We start from the raw sequence: 8,042 nt of genomic DNA on the forward strand, positions 1-8,042 counted from the left end.
GGCCCGGCGCTCTGTTATCCCCCTCACCGCCGCTTTTCCTCTGCAGGGATCGCTCTGGATTCTTCGATTGCCAGAAGCAGCTGGGCGCTGTCCCAGACCGAGAGGCTCTCCGCGTCGAGCCCGGCAGCCAGTCTCTCGGCCACCATGGAGGCGAAGAGGCCGTCCTCCAGGGCCGCCGCCAGCCGGAGCACCTGGGCCCAGTGGCCGTAGGCCATCCCTCCGCCGCAGGCCTTTCCCTGCGCCGGGGCGCCGGTGGTCAGCGAGTAGGCATTGGCCACCGAGGGCCAGCGGGACTTGATGAAGGAGAGCACCCGCCGGGCCGCATCGGGGGCGCTCCCGGTGATCTCCAGGGCGATGGCGGCGCTGTCGCCCGGTTTGGCCAGGTTGTTGGGCGAGTAGTGGGGCGAATCCATGCAGACCGCGTAGAGACTCTTCATCTCCGGGTCGAAGACGGAATGGAAGAGCCCCCACTCCGTCTGGGCGGCCAGCACGAAGCCCAGCGACCAGTCGGCCACATCGGCGAACTCGCTGCTCTCCAGGGTCTCGCCCACCTCCCGCAGCAGGTCCGGCGCGTAGCCCATGGTGAAGCTGTTGGTGGCGAAGGCCTCCTCGCTGTAGTTGTAGTAGTTGCGGATCATCCAGTGGCCGCCGCTCTTCCACTGGTGCCAGAGATACCCCCGGAGCAGCGAGACCGCCCGCTCCCCGTAGACCGGCACCTTCCAGACCCGGTAGGCCCGCCAGTAGGCCGCGGCGGCCAGGAAGGTCTCGGTGGTGCCCGAGGCGTCCGGCGGGGTGCCGGGGCGCACCCGCCAGCAGACGGTGACCACCTGGCAGTCCCCGGCGTCGCTGCGGACGCAGAACCGCTCCTCCAGCGCCGAGGCCAGATCGCCGAAGAGCTCCCTCCGGCCGGACCGGACGGCGTAGAGCATCATGGTGGCGTGGTCCACCGCATAGGCGTCGCCGCCCTTCCGCAGGAAGAGACCGTCATCGCGGAAGGCGGCGACAAGCCGCTCCCGCAGCGGCGTCTCGAAGCCTTCAAGGCCCTCCCCCGCCGCCGGGGAAGGCCACAGCCAGAAGAGGCAGACCACAAGCAGCAGTCATACCCTGCCGTATCCCTCCGTCGTTGCCCTCACTGCCTTCATCGCGTCACCTCCAGATCCGGATCAACCAGATGCCAGGCGCCGTTGGAAAAGACCGGCGCGCTCCCGCCCCCTCCCCCGCCGGCGGGGAGCAGCCGGTAGGCCGGTGAAGGGGCCCCTTCGGAATCCAGTCTTGCGGGGAGCACAAAGGGACGGTCCATCCCGGAGAGAAACCAGACAAGCCGCGCCCGCGGCGACGGCGACGCCACGGCCTCCCCTTCCCCCAGATGTCTTTGGAGGAACGAAGCAGCCTCCAGATGGGGGCCGTAGAGCTCGCCGTAGACATGCTCCCCCGCCAGAGCGCCCTGCCAGGCCCGCACCACCGGCGAGGTCTGCGGCAGCTCCCACCAGGTGACGCCCGCGAAGAGCACCAGCAGCACCGCCACAGCGACCTGCCCGCCGCCCCGGGGCAGCGCCGGGAGGAAGCCCGCCGCCAGAAAGAGGCCGAAGGAGAGCAGAAAGAGGGGGTCGTAGGCGTCCACCCTGACGAGAAAGAGCCACATGCCGCACCAGATGGCCAGATGGATCCACCAGAAGCGCGCGAAGATCCCCGGGGCGTGCCGCTCGCCGCTCCGCCGGTGCCGGCGCAGGATGCAGAGGCCGATACAGAGCCCCAGCAGAAGCAGCACCAGAAAGGAGAGCACCGGCAGCGCCCCCCCCTGGAGCGGCGGCGCCACCATCGGGAAGAGCGAGCCCTGCCGGCCGTAGAGCCAGTGCAGAAAGCCCCACCCCGCCGCGAGCAGGCAGAAGGGCGTGAAGACCACCACATAGAGCGCCCATTTCTGCTGCACCCCCCCGGGGAAGACCAGCCAGAGCCCCGCGGCGAGCCCCAGGAGATAGCCCAGCGCCATGGGATGGGCGAAGGGGGCGAGGCCCAGGCTCAGCCCGGCGATAAAGAGCCAGAAGGTGGTGCCCTCCAGGGAGTAGAGCAGCAGCGCGTGGGCCGCCAGCCCTGCCAGCGCCAGCGCCAGCGCGCCGGCGGGGCTGGAAAGCGCCAGGAAGAGCAGCGGCAGGGCCCCCAGGAGGAGCAGCGCGTAGAGCCCCCGCAGCAGCGGCGTGGCGGGGACGTGGCGGAGCACATTGACCAGCACCGCCGCCACAGCCAGGGCCCCGAAGGTGGAGAGCAGCGGCCAGGCCACCTCCGGGCCGAGCCACCCCACCGCGTGGTAGAGCATGTTGGTCAGCATGGGCGTGGCGAAGAGGCTGTCCGCAAAGCCGCAGCAGCTGGAGATACGGAACTGCACGATCCTGTCGATCCCCTCGGGGAGCAGAAAGCGGCCGTAGAGCCAGTGCAGCAGCAGGTAGCAGAGCGGCGCGCCCAGGATCAGGGCGAAGACGTCCTGCTTCTGAGTATGCGCGGTGGGTGGGCTACTTCTTGGCCAGGCCATGGACGGTCTTCTCCCAGTAGAAGGGCTTGGTGAAGAGCTGCCAGAGCGCCTTGTAGGCGGCGATGGAGTGCAGGATCCAGTAGAAGGGGTTGACCAGGGCGTAGAGGGTCAGCTGGAACTGGTCGCGCCGGAAGACCGCCAGCATGTTCATGTAGATCCCCACGGCGTTGCCCACCACCAGGTTGATGTAGGACATCACCAGGATGGTCGGCGGGAAGAAGGTCTCCAGCCAGAGGGGGCGGAAGATCAGCCAGAAGATGAAGAGCGCCCAGAGGATGGGGTTGATGAGGAAGGTGAGGAAGGTCCCCCCGATCATCATCTGGAAACCCCAGAAGGCCCGGCCGCCGATCCGGCGGTACTGCTGCACCGGTCGGCGCATGTGGACCAGATAGGTCTGCATGTATCCCTTGATCCACCTGGAACGCTGGCGGATCCAGTTGTAGACCCGGCTGTTGGCCTCCTCGTAGGTGGTGGCGTTCACCGTGGCCACCCGCAGGTTGTGCGCGCCCGCCCGGACCCCCAGATCGGCGTCCTCGGTGACGTTGAAGGGATCCCATCCCCCCAGCTCCTTGAGGACATCGGTCTTGAAGTGGTTCGACGTCCCCCCCAGCGGGATGGGCAGCTTGAGCCGCTCGATACCGGGGAGCATGTAGTCGAACCAGTAGGAGTACTCCAGGGTGAACATCCTGGTGAGGAGGTTCTGGTCGCGGTTGAAGTAGTTCAGCGCCGCCTGGACGCAGATCAGGTTGGCGGGCCCCTTGCGGAAGGCCACCACCACCTTCTTGAGCTGGTCCGGTTCGGGGATATCCTCGGCGTCGTAGATGGTGAGGTACTCCCCGCGGGCGAAGAGCAGCCCGTAGTTGCAGGCCTTGGGCTTGGTCTTGGGCTGGGCGTAGGGGACACGGATGATCTCGAAGTGCGCCGGGGGCTGCTCCCGGTGGAGCGCCTCCAGGGTCTCCTCGTCCTCCTCCTCCAGGAGTAACTTGACATCCAGCTTGCCTGTGGGGTAGTCGAGAGCCTTCAGGGATTCCACCAGGGGAGCCACCACCTCGGGCTCGCGGTACATGGGCAGCAGCACCGTGTAGAACGGCAGGCTCTCGTCGTCCAGCGCGGCCACCTCCTCGTCGGAGACCTGCTCGTTGATCTCCGTGTAGGCGCCGGCCATGGAGGCCGCGAACTTGAAGCCGATGGAGATGAGGTAGAAGATATTGATCAGCGCAAAGAGCGACAGCAGCAGCGCCCGGGGGAAGGCCCAGAGGCCGAAGAGCCCGAAGGAGAGCAGCAGGTAGATCGCCGCGAACTGCCGGGAGGTGAAGGGTTCGATGGCCGATTCGTCGGGGTTGCGGTAGAAGAGCCCCATGACGCTCTCGTCGAGATACTCCCTGTGGAAGAGCGCCCGCAGCGCCCGGGTCATGTCACGTTCGCTGGCCACCAGCCGCTCCACCTGCATCCCCGTTTTGCGGGCGATCTCCTCCATGGGCTCGTCCCACTCGGGATGGGAGCTCACCACATAGAGGGTGCCGTCCTCCTGTTTCACCGGCAGCACACTGTACCGCCGGAGGCAGGCCTCGCCCACCGACTGGACGACCATCTGCAGGGTGGCGTCGTCGGGGGGCATCACCGTCGGGTCGTGGTAGGGCACCCCAAAGGCCTCGGAGAGCGCCATGGCCAGCTGGAGGCTGTTGACCTTCCCCAGGGCCAGCAGGATGTTCCCCAGCGCCGTCCGCCAGGTCTTCTGCTTCTCCAGGGCCTCCTCCAGGTCGGCAGGGCTGATATAGCCGCCCTCCACCAGCACCTCGCCGAGCCGTCTAGGCATGCCGGGGATCCCTCCGGTGCGGTGCGGAAGGCAGGCGCAGCACCGTCATTCCCCGCTCTCCTCTTCGCTCTTTTTCTTGAAAAAGAGCAGCTTGGCGAACAGCACCGTCACCAGCACCCAGGCCGCCAGCAGGATATAGCCCCGGTAGCGGTGCCAGATCCGCTCCCCCGTGGCCTTGAGGCTGTCCTCCAGCCGGGTGCGCACCTCGGTCTCTCTGCTGTCCATGGCGGCGAAGGCCCCGGGACCGCGGAAGGCCAGCAGGTCTCCCTCCAGCTTGCCGGCATTCGCGGGGTTGGCCATGAAGCGGACCATCTCGCGCACCTTGCCTGTGGAGCTGCCGGTGAGCGACAGCAGCGGCGCACCGTCCACCGCGGCCACCTGGGCCAGGGCCGCCTCGCCGCCGCCTGCGGCCGTCAGCTCCACCACGCCGTCGGGGCCGTCGAACCGGAGGACGCCGCCCTCCGCCGCCAGCGGCAGCGAACGCCGCACCGCGTCAGGCAGGCTGTCGCGGGTGCCGAGAACAATCCGGTAGTCCCGGTTCCCTGCGAGGGCGTCATCGTCCAGAGGCTCCACCCTGGGGAAGAGGTAGACCCCCCTCGGGATAGCGGCGGCTGAAGGAGTAGAGCAGCTCCGCGGCGCTCTTGACGAGATCCATGGAGTTCAGATCACCCAGCAGAATGCTGCCCCTGCCGCCGAGGAAGAGGCCGAAGCTGTCCATGTCCAGCCTCTTCAGGGGGAAGGAGCCGTGGCCGTCCACCGTGCCGCCGGGGAGGAGGCGGGCGCTGTTGGTCCGCCGGGTATAGCGGCACTCGCCGCCTTCGCCGGGATACTCGAAGACCAGACGCAGGCTGTTGCGCAGGGCGACGCCCGTCTCGGCGGGGATGAAGAGCTCGTCGGCCACCCGGCCCGAGCCGCTCAGCAGCCGGCTGCGGAGGAGCCGGCCGTTCCAGTAGGTATCCAGCCGCGCCTGCCTGTCCCTCTCGCCGGCCACGGTGTAGGCGGCCTCGTAGCGGATGGAGAGATCCTCCGGCGGCGTCTCCAGCAGTCCCGGGTGGATGGGGATCTCCAGGGGGACCGACTGGTAGCCGCCGCCCTCCAGGTCGCCGGGGAGGGGCAGAACCTCCCTGCGGGTCCCCAGGTCGCCGGAGCGGCCGAAGGTGATGTTCCGGGCCGCCGCCGCCGTGAAGAGGGGTAGATTGGCGAGCTGCCGCACCAGCATCTCCAGGTCCTCGGCGGTCCTGCCGTGGAGCACCAGGTCCTGCGGGCCGTGGAGGGCGTAGCCGTAGTCCACGGTCTGCTCGCAGGGGAGGCACTCCGTGCCCGTGGTCACCCAGAGGCGCGGCGCGTGGCGGTCGGTCTCCACCTCCCGGGCGTAGAGGAGGTAGACCGGAAAGTAGGCGAAACGCTTCTGGAAAAAGGCGTAGACCCAGACCCCCGCGGCGATCTCCGCGGGCGCCGGGTTGTCGGGGAGCACCACATAGAGTCCGCCCGCCAGGGAGTGGAGGAAGTCGTCCACCGTCTGCGGCGACGGTGTCCGGTAGGAGAGGCTGAGGCGGCTCCGGCCGGACACCCGGTAGGAGAGCGCCCCCCGGGCGAGGTCGCGGCAGAGGTCGTCGGTGGCGAAGAGGTTGGGCTCTACAGCGGCCTCCAGGTACCGGCCCTCCAGGAGACGGGGCGGCAGGGGGAGGGCTACCTCCGGGTTGTCCCAGAGGCGTTCCGCGGTGTGCTCCGCCGCCGCGTCGCCGTTGATCCTAAAGAGGAAGGAGCTCTCCGGATCCAGCGACGGCGACGGTTCGATCCGCCAGTGGAGCCGGCTCCCCTCGCGGTATTCCACCCGGGGCAGGGGATAGAACACCCTCAGGGATGTCCGGGGCCCCTCACGGGTTGTCGAGGCTGGGTAACCCAGCCGGCGCATGTTGATGTCGGTCCCGGCCGCCTCGCCGGCCGTGGGGTACAACAGAACAGAAAGCGGAACGAGGAGCACCGCCAGCAGGATCGCAGGCTGCCGCAACGCAGATGTCATTGGTCTCCCTCCAGGTTTGGTCTTGTCGTTCCCGTGCACAGATATGGACATTCCTATTGTAATGGTCTAGAGTTGTTTTGAGAAGCAACGCAGCGCAGGAAAACCGGGAGGCGCGTCATGGATCGCAGACGGCGCGCCTCCCGGGACCAGATCTTCCGGGAGGTGCGGTGATGAACAGGGGATGGACGGTCATACTGGCGGCGGTGGTGGTAGCGGTCTTCGCGGGCTGCGCCGGGGCGTCCGCGGCGATCACGGAGACACCGGAGTACCGAAAGAGCCTGGCCCTGCGCTGGCTGGGGCAGCACTCCGGCGCCCCCTGGGCCTACAAGGCGCTGGGCTTCGCCGAGTTCGACCTGGGGCACTACGAGGCGGCGGCCGAGGCCTTCCGGAGCGCGCTGCGCTCCGCGCCGGAGGATGCCAACGCCCTCGCCGGCCTGGGCTACAGCTACATGGAGCTCCAGCGGCCGCAGAAGGCGCTGACGGTCTTCCGGCGTCTCCACCAGGTGGCCCCGGAGCGCACCGACTACGCGACCCTGGGCTATATCCACAGACTGCTGGAACGGCCGGCCGAGGCGGCGGCGCACTACCGCCGGGCCATCGCGGCGGACCCCGACAACCCGGATCTCTGGAACGGTCTGGCCTACAGCTACAACGACCTGGAGCGCTACGGCGACGCCGTGGCCGCCTTCCGCCGGGCCATGGCCATGGACCCCGGGGCGGGCGATCACAAGAGTCTGGGCTACGCGCTCCTCAACCAGGGGAAGCCCGGGGAGGCTGCCGCGGTCTTCCGGGAGGGGATCGCGGTGCAGGGCGGCGGCGCGCCGCTCTACCGCGGCCTGGGGGCCTCTCTCCTGGAGGCGGACCGGCCCCTGAAGGCGGCGGGGGCCTTCCGGAAGGCCATCGCCGCGGCCCCCCAGGAGGCCTCCTACTACAACGACCTGGGCAACGCCTCCAGCATGGCCGGGCGACCGGCCGAGGCGGCACAGGCCTTCGCCGAGGCCCATGAGCTCGACCCCGGCGTGGTCTCCTACAACAGCTACGGCTACGCCCTCAGCGCCACCGACCGGCCCAGGAAGGCGATATGGGCCTTCCGGCAGCAGATCCGGCGGGACCCGACGGACGCCGAGCCCTACAACGGCCTGGGCTACGCCTACGCCGCCCTGGACAGGCCGGAACGGGCGCTGCAGGCCTTCCAGAAGGCCGTGACGCTGGCCCCGGGACGGAAGAGCTACGACGGTCTCGGCTACGGCTACCGTCAGATCGGGCACTTCGACCTGGCCGTGGAGGCCTACCGCCGTGCGCTCTCCTACGCCCCCGAGAGCCCGGAGACGCTCTTCAACCTCGCTCTGGCCCACCTCCAGGCGGGGCGGCGCAGCCAGGCGGAAGCCCTGGCCCGCCGGCTGCAGTCGCTGGACATGGAAAAGGCCGCCGAGCTGCGGGGGATCATCTCCCCCTAGCTCCAGGCGGCGGCGGGTTCGGTGCGGAAGAGCTCCCGGCAGGTGGCCACCAGGTTGCCCCGCTCCACCGGCTTGGCGATGTAGCCGTCCATCCCCGCCTGCAGGAACCGCTCCCGGTCGCCGGGCAGGGCGTGGGCGGTGAGGGCCACAATGGGGATCCCCCGATAGGCCTTCCCGGAGGTCCGGATCCGTCTGGCGGCCTCCATGCCGTCCATCACG

At 68.9% G+C, this 8,042-nt stretch carries 7 protein-coding genes; 1 reads left to right on the plus strand and 6 read right to left on the minus strand.

Annotated features, from left to right (window positions below; translation table 11 throughout):
- Window positions 1–23: 23 nt before the first annotated feature.
- From K9L28_11060 to K9L28_11080, 5 genes are read right to left on the minus strand one after another with little or no spacing between them, the layout of a single operon-like run.
- Window positions 24–1,088, minus strand: a complete 1,065-nt coding sequence (locus K9L28_11060; protein MCF7936868.1) for a hypothetical protein — start codon at window positions 1,086–1,088, stop codon at window positions 24–26.
- 50 nt (window positions 1,089–1,138) lie between these two features.
- On the minus strand, window positions 1,139–2,527 hold the full coding sequence (locus K9L28_11065) for a hypothetical protein (protein MCF7936869.1): 1,389 nt from the start codon (window positions 2,525–2,527) through the stop codon (window positions 1,139–1,141).
- Window positions 2,508–4,343: a glycosyltransferase gene (locus tag K9L28_11070; GenBank protein MCF7936870.1), complete on the minus strand. Its 1,836-nt coding sequence runs from the start codon at window positions 4,341–4,343 to the stop codon at window positions 2,508–2,510. The genes K9L28_11065 and K9L28_11070 overlap by 20 nt, the downstream gene beginning before the upstream one ends.
- Before the next feature lie 45 nt (window positions 4,344–4,388).
- A complete protein-coding gene (locus K9L28_11075) occupies window positions 4,389–4,916 on the minus strand; it encodes a hypothetical protein (GenBank protein ID MCF7936871.1) in 528 nt (175 codons plus the stop codon).
- Entirely contained in the window at window positions 4,897–6,366 is a 1,470-nt protein-coding gene (locus K9L28_11080; GenBank protein ID MCF7936872.1) for a cellulose biosynthesis cyclic di-GMP-binding regulatory protein BcsB, read from the minus strand. Before K9L28_11080 ends, K9L28_11075 begins: the two co-directional genes overlap by 20 nt.
- 170 nt (window positions 6,367–6,536) lie before the next feature.
- Between K9L28_11080 and K9L28_11085 the strand changes: the two genes are divergently transcribed.
- Window positions 6,537–7,823 carry a tetratricopeptide repeat protein gene (locus K9L28_11085; GenBank protein ID MCF7936873.1) on the plus strand — a complete coding sequence of 429 codons (1,287 nt, stop codon included), beginning with the start codon at window positions 6,537–6,539 and terminating at the stop codon, window positions 7,821–7,823.
- Here the strand turns inward: K9L28_11085 and K9L28_11090 are convergent.
- Window positions 7,820–8,042: response regulator (locus K9L28_11090; protein ID MCF7936874.1), on the minus strand; the 223-nt coding region annotated here is incomplete at its 5' end. The two genes, K9L28_11085 and K9L28_11090, sit on opposite strands and share 4 nt — an antisense overlap.

The organism is Synergistales bacterium, from assembly GCA_021736445.1.
Lineage (GTDB): Bacteria > Synergistota > Synergistia > Synergistales > Aminiphilaceae > JAIPGA01.